Raw genomic sequence first — 13,863 nt, 5'->3', positions numbered from 1 at the left:
CCGAAGAGGGGCGCGGAGACCGTGAACCTTACTCCGCCGGTGCCGCCAACGGGGCCCCGGCGCGGGGCTCGAACCGGCCCTCGCCCGCCGGCATCATCTCGATGCGGCGATCGTGGTGCTGGTGCAGGGTCGAGCGGTGACCGATCGAGACGATGGTCGTGCCGGGGAGCTTCTCGCGCAGCATCCGGTAGATCGACGCCTCGCTCGCCTCGTCGAGGGCGGCGGTGGATTCGTCGAGGAACAGCCAGTCGGGCTTGGCGAGGATCGCGCGGGCGATGGCGAGCCGCTGCTGCTCACCGCCCGACAGGCGCCGATCCCAGGAATCGACCTCGTCGAGCCGGTCGGCGAGCGCGGGCAATTGCGCGGCGATGAGAGCGTCGCGGATCGCCGCGTCGGAGAACTGCTCGCTGGTGGCGGGGTAGACCACCGCGCCCCGCAGGGTGCCCAGCGGAATGTAGGGCCGCTGCGGCAGGACCAGGGCCGATTGGCCCTCCGGCACGTCGACCCGGCCCTTGCCGAACGGCCAGATCCCGGCGATCGCCCGGAACAGGGTCGATTTGCCCGAGCCCGAGGGGCCGGTGAGCAGGGTCGCGCCGCCCTTCGGCAGGGTGAGGGAGGCCGCCCGCACGATCTCCCGCCCGTCGGGCAGCGCCAGCGTCAGGTCGCGGCCGGTGACGTCGCCCGAGCGCTCATGGCCTTGAGCCAGGCCGTAGCCGGCGCCTGCCAGCGCCTCGGCCTTGGTCATCGCCCGCTTGAAGGCGCTGAGACGGATGGTGTTCGCCTTGTAGGCCGCGAGCGTGGTGTAGGCGTTGATGAAGAAGGACAGCGAGTTCTGGACGTTGCTGAAGGCGTTCGAGGTCTGCTGCAGCGTGCCCAGCGTGATCTTCTTGGCGAAGAACGATGGCGCGGCGATGACGAGCGGGAAGATGGTGCTCGCCTGGCGGTAGCTGAAGGTGAAGGCGATCAGTTTGATGCGCCGGTAGATAATGCCGATGTAGTTGTCGATGATCGCGTGGAACAGCGTCGTCAGCCGTGTCGCCTCGGCCCGCTCGCCGCGCAGCAGCGCGATCTGTTCCGAGTAGATGCGGTTGCGCGCCAGGGCGAAGCGGAAGTCCGCCTCCACCTGCTCCTGCCGGAAGTCGAGGCCGATCAGCGGCTTGCCGATGATGTGGGTGAGCCACGTGCCGACCACCGCGTAGGCGATCACGAGCCAGACCAGGAAGCCCGGCACGACGGTGTCGGTGAAGGGCAGTACGAAGTCCCGCGAGAGCGTCCACAGGATGACGATGAAGGAGACGAGCTGCGCCGCCTGCGACAGGAGCCGGATCGACAGGCCCGCCGTCTGCAGGATGAAGTTGTTGACGTCCGACTGGATACGCTGGTCCGGATTGTCCGCCTCCTCGTCGGTGAAGGGGATGCGGTAATGCGTGCCCTGGCCGAGCCAGCGCTCGTAGAGGCTGTGGGTCAGCCATGTCCGCCAGCGGAGCTGGAGCGCCGAGTCGACGTAGAGGTCGAACATCCCGATGACGATGTTCAGCGCGGCCAGCGGCACGAAGATCCAGACGATCTGATACCAGAACGCCGGTGCATCGAGCGCCTGGAGCGAGTTGTACATGTCGCGATAGAAGAAGTTGAAGCCGAGCGTCAGCGCCACGTCGGCGAAGTTCACGAAGATCGACAGCCCGACGAGGTTGCGTCCGATCTCGCCCTCCGTCCGCCCGAACCAGCGGAACAGGCCGATCTCGCGCGCCGGCGCGTCCTGGTTGGCGAAATACGGATCGGCGATGAGGGTGATGTCGCGGATCGGCTTCCAGTGCGAGATGGCGAGCACGATGCCGGCGAAGACCACGGCCCCGGTCGCGGCGAAGTCGGGCGGCAGCAGCGCCGCGATGACGCCGGGCAGCGCGCCGAGGGCGGCGAGCGTCTTGGACCCGGCGAGCAGGAGGTAGCCGAGCCCGTAGACCGAGACGAAGATCTTCAGATAGGCCGAGATATTGCGGGAGGCGTAGAGCAGGCCCGCCATGGCGAAACCTGCGAGCGAGACGTAGAGCGGCGGCGAGGGCAGGCCCGGCATCGCGAGGAGCAGGAGCGCGACGAGCGCCGTGAGCGCGGCCTGAAGGCCGAGCCCACTCTTGAATGCGGCCACGCGGAATTCTCCCTCTCGCTTTGGCGGCCCAACCCCGTCACGGGCCGGACTGTCCCGGGCGGGACATCGCCGTCTTCGGCGGCCCCGGCTGATCGCCTGGGGCCTGGCGGCTGGTCTGGGCGAGATCGTGGCGCGGGCCCACCCCTGTCACGTGAAATTTCCGTCATGTCGGACCGCGAGAGGGCGCAGCACCTGTGGGCATCCGTCGAACTGCGACACCGTGGACCGGGCCGAGGACGGAGAATTCCGAGCGAAACCGCGTCGACGCGATCGGGTCGTCAGTCCGCGTTCCAGTTCCAATCGCCGTAATCCGGCTCGCGACAGCGGTAGCCGATCGGGCATTGTGGGTTGTCACGGGTCGGCACGAAGCGCAGTTCCGCGATTTCGGTGAGTTCGCACTGGCTGCGGTCGCGCACGAAACGCTCCGGTGCCCGGCCGCCGATGCCGAGGATCACCGAGCCTTCCGCTTTCACGAGGGCCATCGCCTCGGCGCAGGTCAATCGCACCGTCGGCGTGCGCGGCTGTGCGGCGGCCGGGAGCGACGGCAGGATCATGCCGAGGGTCGTGCCCAGGGTCGTACCGAGGACGGCGAGGGCGACGGGTTTCATGACGCGGGTTACGAGCGACGGCCGGGGAGCGGCCGCCAAGCTTGACCATGGCAGGTTCCATGAGCGTCGGGAAGGGGTTACGCTCAGCAATCGCGCCGAAAGCGAAGGCGTGGCCTTTCGGCTCCCGAATACGCATGCGAGAGCGTATTCGCTGGCCGAATCGATTCTCGCAACTTGCGCGGAATGCAGCGCGAAAGCTCAGCCGTGATCGCCATAGACTGGAGCAAGTCTAGCTCCAGAAACGGGAGGGAGACGATGGTTCCGACGCCTTGCCGCGCCGTTGCCGCAATCGCACCGTCTACCGTGGCGGCCGGGCCATGCTGGGCCCTTCCTCATGCGCCGCGCCGGACGTTTCGTCGGGCTGCGTGCCCTCGCAACGGGACAGACCGTGTTATGTCGGGCCTCTCGATCCTCAATGTCGATGCCGTGCGCGCCGCGCCGGTCTCTCGCGATCCCTACACCTACTTCCTCGGCAACAATGTCCTGAACGAGGGCGCGATCGCCGAGATCCGCCAGGACTTCCCGACCATTGCCAAGCCTGGCTACCTCACCGTGGACGAGGTCGCCCTGAAGGGCCGCTTCAAGGCCCTGATCGACGAACTGGAGAGCGACGAGTTCTCGCGCATCCTCGGCGAGAAGTTCGGCATCGACCTCGTGTCGTGCCCGCGGCTCACCACCATCATGAAGAAGAGCCAGCCGAAATACGGCTCGATCCACACCGATGGGCCGTCCAAAGTGATGACGCTCCTCGTCTATATGAACGATGCCTGGGATGCCCCCGCCGCAGGTCGCCTGCGGGTGCTCTACGACGGCAAGAACTACGAACCCTTCGCCGTCGAGGTGCCGCCGACCATGGGCACGATGTTCGCCTTCCTGCGGGCCGACAATTCCTGGCACGGCCACGAGCCGTTCGAGGGCGAGCGCCGCGTCGTGCAGGTCGCCTGGGTCAAGGATGCGGCGGAGCTGGAGCGCAAGAAGAAGCGCAACCGCACGGCCCAGTTCCTGAAAGGCATCTTCGGACGCTGAGGCGGAGCGCGGGAATGGCGGCGATGGCGGAGGATGGAGGGGAGACCGCACGGTCCGCTTCGACCCGGGAGCGACCCGTCTCCCGACGGCTCGCCATTCCCGTCATCCTCGCTGCGGGCTGGGGCGCCCTGTTCTCCTACACCCTGCTGGCGCTGACCGACGACGGACACGAGGCCACGGCTCGGCCAGCCCGCTACGCCACCGCCGATGGCGGCGGCATCGACGTGCCGGAAGTGCGCCTGCCCGAGCCCGAGCGGGTGCCGTCCCCTCCGTCTCAGGCCCGCCTCGTCCCGGTCGCCGCCGTCGCGCCCGTCCCCGAGGCGCTGGCCCCGCCCGAGCCGCCCCGGCCGGCTGCTCCGGTGCTGGAGCGCGCGGCCTATGTCGGCGTCTGGGGGCCGAGCCCTATCGCCTGTGCCCAGCGCCAGCGCCGCCGCGGTTTCCTCCCCGCCACCATCACCGAAGAGGGGGCGAAGGCTGGACGCACGGTCTGTCGGTTCCGCAACAACCGCCGCGACGGCGCGGCCTGGACGATGGCGGCCGATTGCAGCGAGCGCGGCCGGCGCTGGACCTCGCAGGTGCGTCTCGTGGTCGAGCAGGACCGGCTGACGTGGTCGAGCCCCAAGGGATTGGCGAGCTATATCCGGTGCGGCCGCAAGGCCGGGTGACCGCGTCGCGGATCACGCCGCTGCCGGACCGAACCGCAGGGGCAAAGCAGCACTGCGGAACACCGCGCGCTCCGGCATCACGCGCCACAGCCGCTCGGCACCGGCAAAGGTCGCGATCTCGGGCGAATCCAACACCAGCTCCGTTCGACCTGTGATCTGCAGCAGGTCGCCGGTCGCGACGTCCGGAATCGCGATGCCGGCGCGCGGCTGGGTCAGGAGGTTGCCCAGCGTGTTGAAGAAGCGGTTGCCGGCATAGTCCGGAACCGTGAGCGTGTCATCGGCCGCGACCCGTACGAAGCCCGCCGGTCCGCCGCGATGCGAGACATCGACCTGCCGGTGTCCCTCGCTCTCCGCATAGCTCGCCACGAACAGCGTGTCGGCCGCTGCCAGCAGCGCCCGCGCCCGGCCGTCGAGCCGGTCCGAGACGGCCGGGGCCGGCCTGCTCCCGGGGGGAGAGAGGTATTCGGACGGCCGGGGCCGGATATAGCGCGGGCAATTGCCGAAACTCTGCTCCACCGCGAGGGTGAAGCCGGTGTCGTCGTCCCGTTCCACCGTGCCGTTCAGGCGGTTGCGCCGCCGCGTGGCGAGTTCGATGCCGAGGAGGCCCACGGCCGCGCCGTCGGTCAGCCCGGCCTCGGCCGGATCGGCGGGCTCGGCGGCCGCCTCGACCCGCAGATGGAACGGGTCGGGGGCCTGGAGGAAGCCGGGCGGGCCGGCCCGCAGGGTCGCCCATGGGGCGCCGCCGGGATCGACCGTGCCGAGGACCACGAAGGGCAGCAGCGGATAGAACAGGGCGTGCTGCTCGATCAATCGGTCGCGGATCACCCGGGAGCCGATCTCGGCCATGCGCTCGGCGGACCCGACGCGCGTCTGGAGGGCGATCTCGCCCCGATGCCAGGGAGACGTGTCCACGGCGGCCCCCCTTCGGTTCAGGCGGCGCTGAGGCCGGCTTCGGTCCTCGGGAAGGGCAGGAAGCCGGGCAATTCCTCGATTCGGGAGAGCCAGGCCCGGATCGCCGGATAGGGCGCGAGATCGACGTTCCCCTCGGGCGCCGCCACGACGTAGCTGTAGAGCGCCACGTCCGCGATCGTCGGATGCGCGGCGGCGAGCCAGTCGCGCGCGGACAGTTCCGCCTCGATCAGGGCGAGGATCGCGTGGGCCCGGGCGATCACCTCGTCGAGGCGGAAGGGGGCGCCGAACACGGTCACGAGGCGCGCGGCGGCCGGACCGAAGGCGATCGGCCCAGCGGCGACCGAGAGCCAGCGCTGCACCCGGGCGGCCCCCTCCGGATCCTCGGGCAGCCAGTCGGTGCGGCCGAGCTTCTTCGCGACATAGATCAGGATCGCATTGGAATCGGGGATGATGGTCCCATCGTCGTCGAGGACCGGCACCTGCCCGAACGGATTGATCTTGAGGAAAGCCGGCGACTTGTGCTCGCCGCCCGCGAGATCGACCGGAACGGTCGCGTAATCCGCCCCCACCAGGGACAGGAACAGGCGGGCCCGATGGGCATGGCCCGACAGCGCCAGATCGTAGAGCTTCACGGATCTCTCCTCTGCACCCGGCCCTCGTCCGGCCGGTATCCCCATGAAATCCGTTTCTCCGGTTCGAGAGAACCGGCATTCTAGACAAGCGACTGTTGCGCGAAGTGGAATGATCGGAGGGCCGCCATGGACCGCTGGCAGGGGATGCGGGTGTTCGTCCGGGTGGCCGAGAGCGGCGGCTTTGCCGGCGCGGCCCGCGCTCTCGGTTTGAGCCCGCCGGCGGTGACGCGGGCGGTCGCGGCGTTGGAGGCGCGGATCGGTGCGCGCCTTCTCACGCGCACCACGCGACGGGTGGCGCTCACGGAGGCCGGGGCGCGCTACCTTGAGGATTGCCGCCGCATCCTGGCCGAGATCGAGGAAGCGGAGGCCGTAGCGGCCGGCGCCACGGCGACGCCGAGCGGCACGCTGACCGTGACGGCGCCGGTCCAGTTCGGGCGCCTCTACGTGCTTCCGGTGATCTCGGACTATCTCGACCGCTATCCCACGGTCGCGGTCCGTGCCCTGTTTCTCGATCGCGTGATCCATCTCGTCGAGGAGGGAGCGGACGTGGCCCTACGGATCGGGGCCCTGCCGGATTCAGGCCTCTCGGCGATTCGGGTCGGCAGCGTACGCCCGGTCGTCTGCGCCGCGCCGTCCTATCTGGAGCGGTACGGCACGCCCCTCGAACCGGGCGACCTGACGCGGCACGCGATCATCGGCCGGGCCGATCAGGCGACGGCGCACGAGTGGCGCTTCGGCTCGGATCGGCGCGTGGCCGTTCCCCTGTGCCCCCGCTTCTCGTGCAACACGATCGACGGGGCGCTCAGCGCCGCCCTGGACGGACGGGGGATCGTCCGGCTCCTGTCCTACCAAGTGGCTCCTGCCATCGCCGAGGGGCGTCTGCGTCCGCTGCTCGAAGCGCAGGAAGGTCCGCCGATGCCGATCCATGTGGTGAGCCCGGAGGGCCGCCGGGCGCCCGCCAAAGTCCGCGCCTTCATCGACCTGGCCGTGGAGCGACTGAGGGCGGATCCGCGGGTGAATCCGCAAGGGCTGCCAGCCGGATCATGAGCGGGTGGCGGGCTCCAGGGGGCAACCCTGAAGCGGTGTCATTTGTCCGCGTTCGCTCATCATCGCTTGGCGCAATGAAACGCGGCCCGCCGAAAGGCTCTCGGCGGGCCGCCATCCTTGTCCATGCGCCCTCCCCCGGCATAGCGCAGGAGGGCCTATTGCGGCTGTAAGGAATCAGTCCTTCAGATCGGCTGGGACCTTGCCGCCGTTCTCTTCCAGCTTCTTGATGACCTGCTTGTGCAGCCAGACGTTCATCGAGGCGGAGTCGTTCTTGTCGCCCGAGTAGTGCAGCTCGTCGGCGAGCTGCTGGCGGGCATGAAGGCTCGAATCGAGATCGAGCAGCTTCATCAGATCGACGATCGAGGTGCGCCAGTTCAGCTTCTGCGGGTTCTTCGACGCCATGTCGTTGAGCACGGCCTCGACATCGACGGGGCCGCCGGACGCCGCGCCGCCGCTCGTGGCAGTGGCGGCTGGGGCGTCGCCGCCGGAGGAGGGCTGCGCCTCGGTCGAGGCGGGCTTGTCGCCGCCGGCCTTGGACTCGGAGGCCTGGGCCTCGGAGGTGCCGAACGGGTGGAGAATCTTGCTGACGATGCTGCCGAGGAGGCTCATGGCGGTCAGGTCCTGTCGTCTCGCGCGGCCGGTGTGCCGCTACGGTTTCGTTAACATCGGGCAGGCACGCCCGTTCCGTCGCGGCATTCCGCCCTGCCCCGTTGCGACCGGTGATTGGAAGATCGCGCCCGCTGTGCCATGGGGCGGGGTCAAACCTGCCGGAACCCGCACGATGCGCATCCTATTCAAGGCCTTCGCCCTCATGGCGAGCCTCGCCGCCACAACCGTTTCCTGGCCCGCCGCCGCCCAGCAGGTCCCGGTGCGCATCGGCGTGATCCCGGTGATCGGCGCGGCGCCGGTCTTCGTCGCCAACGGCGAGGGCTGGCTCAAGGAAGCGGGGCTCGCGCCGGCCTTCACCACCTTCGAATCGGGCCCGAACATGATCCAGGCGCTGGCATCGGGCACCATCGACGTCTACGTCGCCGGCATCGCCCCCCTCGCCGTCGCCCGCACCAAGGGCATCGACGTGCGGGTCGTGGCCGCCACCGCCATCGAGGAGATGGTGTTCGTGGCCGCCCCCAAGCTCGCGCCCTACTTCGCCGGGGCGCCGAGCAAGGCGGAAGCCTTCAAGCAGTTCAAGGCCAAGGAGGGCCGGCCGGCGCGCCTCGCCACGCAGCCGCCGGGTTCGGTGCCGAACACCACCCTCCAGCACTGGCTCTGGCAGGTGGCCAAGGCCGACAAGGCCGATGTCGAGATCGTCGCCATGGGCATCGACGCGACCCAGCAGGCGCTGCTGGCCGGAGCCGTCGACGGCGCCTCGATCCGCGAACCGGCGCTCACCATCGTCCAGGGCCGCAACCCGAAGATCGCGCTGATCGCCACCGGGGCCGAGATGTTCCCCGACCAGCCCGGCACCGTGGTCGCCGTCTACGGCAAGTTCGCCGATGCCAATCCGGCGGCGGTCGAGGGGCTCGTCTTGGCCCTCGTCCGGGCGACGGACCTGCTCAAGTCCGATCCGGCCAAGGCCGCCGGGCCGGTTGAGGCGGCGCTCGGCAAGGGAATCACCGACGTGGCGACGATCCAGAAGGCCCTGTCCTCGCCGGCAGCGAAATTCGTCACCGATCCGCGCACGATCATCGAGGCGACGAAGGCGATGCAGGCCTACCAAGTCTCGATCGGCACCCTCGACAAGGAGGCGCCGACCGACGGCCTGTTCGATACCAAGCCCTTCGACAAGGTGAAGAAGCCCTGATCGTCACCCCATGACCGCTCTCCGCTCGGCCGGGCTCGCGGCCGTCGGGCTCGCCGCCTTCCTCGGTGTCTGGGAGGCGGCGCCCCGGCTCGATCTCGTCAATCCGGCCTTCCTGCCGCCACCCTCCTCGATCCCCGCCGCCTTCGGCCGTGAGATCGCCGGCGGCGCGTGGCCGAGGGCGGTCGCCGAGAGCCTGAGCCACTACGTCGTCGGTCTCGGGGTCGGTGCGGGGGCCGGGATCGCGCTCGGGCTCCTGTCGGGCATGTTCCGCTGGTTCGAGAGCCTGACGGCCTGGATCGTGCGGCTGCTGCGGCCGATTCCCGGCCTGGCCTGGGTGCCCTTCGCCATCATCTGGTTCGGCGTGCAGCCCTCGGCCGCCGTGTTCATCATCGCGATCGGCGTGTTCTGGATCGTGTTCTTCGCCACCCAAGGGGCCGTGCGCGGCGTCGACCGCGACCTGATCGAGGTGGCCCAGGCCTTCGGCTTCCGCGGGCCGTTCGCGCGGCTGACCAAGATCCTATTGCCGGCGGCCACGCCCGGCATCCTGGTCGGCGTGCGCACCGCGCTCGGGCAAGCCTGGATGGCCGTGGTCGCGGCGGAGATCTTCGGCGTACCGGGCATCGGTGCCCGGATGATGCAGGCGTCCTCGCTCCTCTCCACCGACATCGTCGTCGTCTACATGCTGACCATGGCCGCCCTCTACGGCCTGTTCGACACCGGCTTCGTCGCCCTCCAGGGCTGGCTCCTGCGGTGGCGCGCATGAGCCCGATCATCGAGATCCGCGGCCTGTCGCTCGCCTACGAGCGCGACGGGCGGCGCACCGAGATCCTCTCGGCCCTCGACCTAGCCGTGCCGCGGGGGCAATTCCTCGTCATCGTCGGCGAGTCCGGCGTCGGCAAGTCGACGCTGCTGCGGGTGCTGATCGATCTCGCCAAGCCCAGCACGGGCACGGTGGGTCTCCATACGGCGCCCGACACCCGCACGCCGATGGCGCTGGTGTTTCAGGACGCCCGGCTGCTGCCCTGGCGGCGGGTGATCGACAACGTCGCCCTCGGTCTGGAGCGCCACGGCCTGCCCAAGGCCGAGCGTCGCGACCGTGCGGCGGCGATGCTCAAGCTCGTCGGTCTGGCCGATCTCGCCGGGCGCTGGCCGCACCAGCTCTCCGGCGGCCAGCGGCAGCGCGTCGCCATCGCCCGCGCCCTCGCGGTCGAGCCCGAGGTGCTCCTGATGGACGAGCCGTTCTCGGCGCTCGACAGCTTCACCCGCGAGGGGCTGCAGGACGAGATCCAGCGCATCAAGGCGCAGACCGGCAAAACCGTGCTGTTCGTGACCCACGACATCGACGAGGCGGTCTACCTCGCCGACCGGGTCGTGGTGCTGGCCGGCAGCCCCGGACGGATCGCCGCCGACGTCTCGATCACCCTGCCCCGCCCGCGTCGGCGCCGGGACGCGGAGCTGGTCGAGGCGGCCCGCCACCTGCGCGCGGAGCTGTCGCGGCGCTCTTCGGACCTGTGATGCCCGCGATGCGGAACGCGAGCGTCGCTGTGCGGGTTCGTTGCTCGCGCGGACGACCTCCCGGAACACCTTGACGGTGGCGCTCCGCGCCGGGAACCATCGCGCGGTCCTTCGGGGTGCCGCCGGGAGAATCGGGATGGGTATATTTCAGGACGCGCTCGTCCGCTTGAACCGCGTGGTGATGTCGTATGCGGGCGATGCCGTCTTCATGCAGGCGGCGGTCTCGGCGGCGGCCAATGTCATCGTGGCCGACGGCGATACCGACGAGGAGGAGATCGAAGCCGCCCTCGTCAGCATGCGGGCCAACCCGATTCTCGAAAAATCCTACGACACGCTGACGCTGGAAAAGGCGCTGTTCGAGGCCCTGGCCCGGGCGGAGCTGCGTGCCGGGCGCCTCGAGAACCTTCAGCAGGTCGCCGCCGTCGCCGACCGTCCGGTCGAGCACCGCCAGTACATCTTCCTGATCGCGGCGGACGCCGCCGACAAGGGCGGCATCACCGAGAGCGAGCACAAGGTTCTCGACGAGCTGGCCGCCGCCCTCGCCGTCGACAAGGCGTCGCTCCTCGCCTGATCGGCAATCCGCCGAGGCGGCATCGCGCCGCCCACCACGCCCTCGCGGTCCTTCCGCGTCGGGCGTATGGTCGTCGCCGTTCGGGAGTTGGTATCACGATGTACAAGGTGACGGGGACGGACCCGGCGGGACGCGAGATGACCTTCGCCTGCGGCACCGACGAGCAGGCCCTGGAAAAGACCTGGGAACTCGCCCGCCGCGGTTTCCGCGATATCGCGGTGTCCGATCCGAAAGGGAAGCGCATGAGCGCGGGTGCGTTCGAGCGGGCGCTGGACTTCGACTATGAGTGAGCCGCCCCGACGGGCGAAGCAACCGTTGGCACCGAGCGTTTCCGAGGGCGACAGCTCGTCCAAGCCCTCCCCCTCATTCTGAGGGTCCCGGCGCGCGGGCTCCGCAGGATGAGGGGAATGGCTGGAAGGGGGGCGGCGCTCACGCCGCCCGCTTCTGATAATCCTTCACATCGGTGAACCGGATCTTCTCCCAGCGCTCCTCCTCGTAGCGCAGGGAGAAGGCGGTGGTGGCCATGAAGACCGGCGCGCCGTCGAGGTCCGAGGCCATGGACGAGCCGTGGGCATCGACGAACTTGTCGATCTCGGTCTCCGAATCCGACTCGATCCAGCGGCAGACCGAGAATCGGCTCGTCTCGAAATCGATCGGGAGCCCGTATTCCGCCTGAAGCCGCTCCTTCAGCACGTCGAGCTGGAGCGCGCCGACCACGCCGACGATGGCCGGTGAGCCGTCCTGCGGCACGAAGACCTGGACGACGCCCTCCTCGCCCATCTGCTGCAGCGCCTCCTTCAGCTTCTTGGCCTTCATCGCGTCGGTGAGCTTGATCCGGCGCATGATCTCGGGGGCGAAGCTCGGCACCCCGCGGAACACCAGTTCCTCGCCCTCCGTCAGCGTATCGCCGATGCGCAGGGTCCCGTGATTGGGGATGCCGACCACGTCGCCGGCATAGGCCTCGTCGGCGATGGCCCGGTCCTGGGCGAAGAAGAATTGCGGCGCCGAGAGCGACATCGGCTTGCCGGTGCGCACGAGCTTCGCCTTCATGCCCCGCCGCAGCATCCCCGAGCAGACGCGCATGAAGGCGATGCGGTCGCGATGGTTCGGGTCCATGTTCGCCTGGATCTTGAACACGAAGCCCGTCATCTTCGGCTCGGTCGGCTGGACCGCGCGCTTGTCGGCATCCTGGCCCCGGGGCGGGGGCGCGAAGCGGCTCAGACCGTCGATGAGGTCGCGCACGCCGAAGTTGCGCAGGGCCGAGCCGAAGAAGACCGGTGTCAGGTGCCCCTCGCGAAACGCCGCGAGATCGAAGGTCTTGAGCCCGCCCTCGGCCAGTTCCACCTCGTCGCGCCAAGCCTGGGCCGCGCCGTCCTCCGTGAGCAGCTCGTCGAAGAGCGGATCGTCGGCGCCGGAGACCGGGATCGTGCCGGCATCGTCCGCCGCATCGAGGCGGCGCACCCGGTTGCCGCCGAGCTCGTAGGTGCCGGCGAAGTTGCGCCCGAGTCCGATCGGCCACGTCACCGGGGCGACGTCGAGCGCCAGAGTCTTCTCGATCTCGTCGAGCAGCTCGAACGGGTCGCGCGCCTCGCGGTCGAGCTTGTTGACGAAGGTGACGATCGGAATGTCCCGCAGCCGGCATACCTCGAACAGCTTGCGCGTGCGCGCCTCGATGCCCTTGGCGGCGTCGATGACCATCACGGCCGAATCGACCGCCGTCAGCGTCCGGTAGGTATCCTCCGAGAAGTCCTCGTGGCCCGGGGTATCGAGCAGGTTGAAGACGCAATCGCCGTACTCGAAGGTCATCACCGAGGTGACCACCGAGATGCCGCGCTCCTTCTCGATGCCCATCCAGTCGGAGCGGGTCGAGACGCGATTGCGCTTGGCCTTCACCTCGCCCGCGAGCTGGATCGCGCCCCCGAAGAGCAGGAGCTTCTCCGTCAGCGTGGTCTTGCCCGCATCCGGGTGCGAGATGATCGCGAAGGTGCGCCGCCGCGCGACCGGGTCGGCCTTCGGGTCGGCGGGTTTGGGGTCGGTCTGCATCAGCATGGCGGGCACCGGCCGCGCCGCGGGCGGCCACTCGTGTCGAGGAATCCGGGATCGGGCTTCTCTACGCGTTCCGCGGCGCGGGCGCAAAGCCGATGCGGGGGGGCGAACGGGCGGTCGCCGTCAACCCCGTCCGACATAGGGCATGGCGGTGGCCATCACCGTCATGAACAGCACGTTGGCCGAGAGCGGCAGCCCCGCCATGTAGACGACCGCCTCCGCAACGTGACGCGCCTCCATGAACGGCTCGGGCCGGATGGTGCCATCGGCCTGCCGGGCGCCGCTGCCGAAGCTGTGGGTCATCTCGGTCTCGGCATTGCCGATATCGATCTGTCCGCAGGCGATGTCGAAGGCACGCCCATCGAGGGCGGTGGCGCGGGTGAGCCCGGTGATCGCGTGCTTGGTGGCGGCATAGGGCGCCGACATCGGTCGCGGCACGCTGGCCGAGATCGAGCCGTTGTTGATGATGCGCCCGCCGCGCGGATCCTGCCTCCGCATCATCCGGAAGGCCGCGCGGGAGCAGAGGAAGGCGCCGGTGAGATTGACGTTCACGCTCCGCAGCCAGTCCTCGACCGCAATCTCGTCGACCGTCGCGGCGGGGGTGAAGATGCCGGCATTGTTGAACAGCAGATCGATCCGCCCGTATCGCTCGGCGATGCGCGCGAACAGCGCCTCGACCGCCTGCGGATCGGACACGTCGGTCGGCACGCACGAAACCTCGCCCGGCAGGTCCCCCGCCACCGCCTCCAGCGCCGCCCCGCGCCGCCCGGCCAGCACCAGACGCCAACCGGCCTCGGACAGCCCCCGCGCCACCGCCCGCCCGATCCCCGACCCCGCCCCGGTCACCAGCGCCACGCCGCCGCTCATCCGCCCCTCCCCTCGCCGCCTCTCGAT

General features: G+C 69.5%; 15 protein-coding genes. 8 read left to right on the top strand and 7 right to left on the bottom strand.

The annotated features are described in order from the left end of the window. Window positions 1-28 precede the first annotated feature (28 nt). Together OWC43_RS12990 and OWC43_RS12985 are read right to left on the bottom strand one after the other, a co-directional pair. The gene (locus OWC43_RS12990) at window positions 29-2,146 is read right to left on the bottom strand and encodes an ABC transporter ATP-binding protein/permease (protein ID WP_137829168.1); all 2,118 of its coding nucleotides are present in this window, start codon (window positions 2,144-2,146) and stop codon (window positions 29-31) included. A gap of 278 nt (window positions 2,147-2,424) precedes the next feature. Then, window positions 2,425-2,754, bottom strand: a complete 330-nt coding sequence (locus OWC43_RS12985) for a hypothetical protein (RefSeq protein ID WP_137829167.1) — start codon at window positions 2,752-2,754, stop codon at window positions 2,425-2,427. Between the two features lie 393 nt (window positions 2,755-3,147). On the opposite strand from OWC43_RS12985, the gene OWC43_RS12980 reads away from it, so the two are divergent. Together OWC43_RS12980 and OWC43_RS12975 are read left to right on the top strand one after the other, a co-directional pair. Continuing rightward, entirely contained in the window at window positions 3,148-3,780 is a 633-nt protein-coding gene (locus OWC43_RS12980) for a 2OG-Fe(II) oxygenase (RefSeq protein WP_137829166.1), read from the top strand. Window positions 3,781-3,803: 23 nt separating this feature from the next. After that, the gene (locus OWC43_RS12975) at window positions 3,804-4,445 is read left to right on the top strand and encodes a hypothetical protein (protein WP_393958552.1); all 642 of its coding nucleotides are present in this window, start codon (window positions 3,804-3,806) and stop codon (window positions 4,443-4,445) included. A 12-nt stretch (window positions 4,446-4,457) separates the two neighbouring features. On the opposite strand, the gene OWC43_RS12970 is transcribed toward OWC43_RS12975, so the two are convergent. Both OWC43_RS12970 and OWC43_RS12965 read right to left on the bottom strand, forming a co-directional pair. Further along, the gene (locus tag OWC43_RS12970) at window positions 4,458-5,378 is read right to left on the bottom strand and encodes a pyridoxamine 5'-phosphate oxidase family protein (protein WP_393958551.1); all 921 of its coding nucleotides are present in this window, start codon (window positions 5,376-5,378) and stop codon (window positions 4,458-4,460) included. Next, complete coding sequence (locus OWC43_RS12965; RefSeq protein ID WP_393956959.1) at window positions 5,375-5,989, bottom strand: glutathione S-transferase family protein; 615 nt, start codon at window positions 5,987-5,989, stop codon at window positions 5,375-5,377. Before OWC43_RS12965 ends, OWC43_RS12970 begins: the two co-directional genes overlap by 4 nt. 126 nt (window positions 5,990-6,115) lie before the next feature. On the opposite strand from OWC43_RS12965, the gene OWC43_RS12960 reads away from it, so the two are divergent. Continuing rightward, entirely contained in the window at window positions 6,116-7,036 is a 921-nt protein-coding gene (locus OWC43_RS12960) for a LysR family transcriptional regulator (RefSeq protein ID WP_393956958.1), read from the top strand. Window positions 7,037-7,210: 174 nt separating this feature from the next. Here the strand turns inward: OWC43_RS12960 and OWC43_RS12955 are convergent, their stop codons facing one another. Beyond that, window positions 7,211-7,645 carry a DUF3597 domain-containing protein gene (locus OWC43_RS12955; RefSeq protein ID WP_137829163.1) on the bottom strand — a complete coding sequence of 145 codons (435 nt, stop codon included), beginning with the start codon at window positions 7,643-7,645 and terminating at the stop codon, window positions 7,211-7,213. Between the two features lie 172 nt (window positions 7,646-7,817). On the opposite strand from OWC43_RS12955, the gene OWC43_RS12950 reads away from it, so the two are divergent. The 5 genes from OWC43_RS12950 (at window position 7,818) to OWC43_RS12930 (ending at window position 11,213) form a co-directional block, all read left to right on the top strand. Further along, the gene (locus tag OWC43_RS12950; protein WP_393956957.1) at window positions 7,818-8,837 is read left to right on the top strand and encodes an ABC transporter substrate-binding protein; all 1,020 of its coding nucleotides are present in this window, start codon (window positions 7,818-7,820) and stop codon (window positions 8,835-8,837) included. 10 nt (window positions 8,838-8,847) lie between these two features. Next, the gene (locus OWC43_RS12945; RefSeq protein ID WP_137829161.1) at window positions 8,848-9,600 is read left to right on the top strand and encodes an ABC transporter permease; all 753 of its coding nucleotides are present in this window, start codon (window positions 8,848-8,850) and stop codon (window positions 9,598-9,600) included. Continuing rightward, on the top strand, window positions 9,597-10,352 hold the full coding sequence (locus OWC43_RS12940; protein ID WP_393956956.1) for an ABC transporter ATP-binding protein: 756 nt from the start codon (window positions 9,597-9,599) through the stop codon (window positions 10,350-10,352). Before OWC43_RS12945 ends, OWC43_RS12940 begins: the two co-directional genes overlap by 4 nt. 136 nt (window positions 10,353-10,488) lie before the next feature. Further along, complete coding sequence (locus OWC43_RS12935) at window positions 10,489-10,923, top strand: tellurite resistance TerB family protein (protein ID WP_137829159.1); 435 nt, start codon at window positions 10,489-10,491, stop codon at window positions 10,921-10,923. Window positions 10,924-11,021: 98 nt separating this feature from the next. Further along, window positions 11,022-11,213 (top strand): hypothetical protein, encoded by a 192-nt coding sequence (locus OWC43_RS12930; RefSeq protein WP_137829158.1) that lies wholly within the window; start codon window positions 11,022-11,024, stop codon window positions 11,211-11,213. Window positions 11,214-11,352: 139 nt separating this feature from the next. Here OWC43_RS12930 and OWC43_RS12925 read toward each other — a convergent pair whose 3' ends face one another. Both OWC43_RS12925 and OWC43_RS12920 read right to left on the bottom strand, forming a co-directional pair. Then, on the bottom strand, window positions 11,353-12,972 hold the full coding sequence (locus tag OWC43_RS12925) for a peptide chain release factor 3 (RefSeq protein ID WP_393956955.1): 1,620 nt from the start codon (window positions 12,970-12,972) through the stop codon (window positions 11,353-11,355). Between the two features lie 120 nt (window positions 12,973-13,092). Next, window positions 13,093-13,836, bottom strand: a complete 744-nt coding sequence (locus tag OWC43_RS12920; RefSeq protein WP_238308287.1) for an SDR family oxidoreductase — start codon at window positions 13,834-13,836, stop codon at window positions 13,093-13,095. Window positions 13,837-13,863: the final 27 nt, after the last annotated feature.

The organism is Methylorubrum sp. POS3 (assembly GCF_043352485.1).
Lineage (GTDB): Bacteria > Pseudomonadota > Alphaproteobacteria > Rhizobiales > Beijerinckiaceae > Methylobacterium > Methylobacterium suomiense.
The sequence above is the reverse complement of the archived record's forward strand: the minus strand, read 5'-3'. Positions and strand labels throughout refer to the sequence as shown.

What these genes read in the sequence shown, in the direction of transcription:
- OWC43_RS12975 (WP_393958552.1), top strand. Translation starts at nt 3,804, where the DNA reads ATGGCGGAGGATGGAGGGGAGACCGCACGGTCCGCTTCGACCCGGGAG.
- OWC43_RS12985 (WP_137829167.1), bottom strand. Translation starts at nt 2,754, where the DNA reads ATGAAACCCGTCGCCCTCGCCGTCCTCGGTACGACCCTGGGCACGACC.
- OWC43_RS12930 (WP_137829158.1), top strand. Translation starts at nt 11,022, where the DNA reads ATGTACAAGGTGACGGGGACGGACCCGGCGGGACGCGAGATGACCTTC.
- OWC43_RS12945 (WP_137829161.1), top strand. Translation starts at nt 8,848, where the DNA reads ATGACCGCTCTCCGCTCGGCCGGGCTCGCGGCCGTCGGGCTCGCCGCC.
- OWC43_RS12935 (WP_137829159.1), top strand. Translation starts at nt 10,489, where the DNA reads ATGGGTATATTTCAGGACGCGCTCGTCCGCTTGAACCGCGTGGTGATG.
- OWC43_RS12925 (WP_393956955.1), bottom strand. Translation starts at nt 12,972, where the DNA reads ATGCTGATGCAGACCGACCCCAAACCCGCCGACCCGAAGGCCGACCCG.
- OWC43_RS12980 (WP_137829166.1), top strand. Translation starts at nt 3,148, where the DNA reads ATGTCGGGCCTCTCGATCCTCAATGTCGATGCCGTGCGCGCCGCGCCG.
- OWC43_RS12920 (WP_238308287.1), bottom strand. Translation starts at nt 13,836, where the DNA reads ATGAGCGGCGGCGTGGCGCTGGTGACCGGGGCGGGGTCGGGGATCGGG.
- OWC43_RS12940 (WP_393956956.1), top strand. Translation starts at nt 9,597, where the DNA reads ATGAGCCCGATCATCGAGATCCGCGGCCTGTCGCTCGCCTACGAGCGC.
- OWC43_RS12955 (WP_137829163.1), bottom strand. Translation starts at nt 7,645, where the DNA reads ATGAGCCTCCTCGGCAGCATCGTCAGCAAGATTCTCCACCCGTTCGGC.
- OWC43_RS12950 (WP_393956957.1), top strand. Translation starts at nt 7,818, where the DNA reads ATGCGCATCCTATTCAAGGCCTTCGCCCTCATGGCGAGCCTCGCCGCC.
- OWC43_RS12960 (WP_393956958.1), top strand. Translation starts at nt 6,116, where the DNA reads ATGGACCGCTGGCAGGGGATGCGGGTGTTCGTCCGGGTGGCCGAGAGC.